At 41.6% G+C, this 913-nt stretch carries 1 protein-coding gene and 1 pseudogene; both read left to right on the top strand.

What is annotated here, in order from left to right:
• A pseudogene (locus BAMA_RS24795) lies at nt 1–728 on the top strand (hypothetical protein); the annotation flags it as partial.
• Nucleotides 729–732: 4 nt separating this feature from the next.
• Nucleotides 733–913, top strand: a 181-nt coding sequence (locus BAMA_RS24690; RefSeq protein WP_157406076.1) for a hypothetical protein, incomplete at its 3' end; no start/stop codon positions are given.

Below are 913 nucleotides of genomic sequence, written 5' to 3' on the forward strand. Positions count from 1 at the left end.
TAGATGAAGGGCTACTTGCTGAATTACAGGCAATGGGACCAAAAGCGGGGGCAGAAATAGCCGCAATGGTAAACATGAGTGATGAGGAATTGGCAAAGTTCCAAGGCTTGTGGAAGTCCAAAACCAACATTGCTCGTGAACAAGCTGTCAAAGAGATGGAAGGCATGAAGAAGGATACTGAACAAAAGCTTAAAGAGCTTCGTGAGAAGGCAGCTGTTCAGTTAGATCAGCTTCAAGTGGAATTCGAAAAGAAGGCAAAGTCCATTCGAGAGGGTACAACAAAAGAGTTTGATATCCTGACATATACTTTACCTGAAGTTGGGATGAAAGCTATTGGCGGTTTAATCAATGGTATGGAAGACATGAGAGGACCTTTAGAAGAGAAAGCAAAAGAGTTAGCAAACTTAGTCAATAGCACGATGGGGATACAGGTCGCTACATCATCGCCACTCACACAAGTTCCAGACGTTGTTAGGAAGATAAAAAATGCAGCCGATGCAATCAGTTCTAATAGTACAACGTTTACTGTGAAAAACGTTGTAGAAACTCCAAAGCTAGAAGAAAAACTTGATAAATTATTAACATCTTTTGATAAGGCAACGAGTAAAGGGAGTGAACCTTCAGTAGTTATGTATCAAACTAACAATAGCCCACAACCATTGTCGCCAGCCGAAACAGCTCGGTTAAACCGTCAAGCGCTTGAGCAAATGGCTTTTAGAATGAGGTGATAACTTGCGAATTAAAGAAATGGTCTGTACAAATACAAACGGTGACAGCTTAGTGATTTCGAAGAGTAGTCATTTTCAGCCAATTGAGGACTTTGATACAACGTCACTTAAAGTGAATAACACATATGTAACCAACAATGGCATGCAGGGAGCCAGACCGGTTGCATCTCGTTTAGAGCCGAGGG

Origin of the sequence: Bacillus manliponensis (assembly GCF_000712595.1) — a bacterium.
GTDB classification, from domain to species: domain Bacteria; phylum Bacillota; class Bacilli; order Bacillales; family Bacillaceae_G; genus Bacillus_A; species Bacillus_A manliponensis.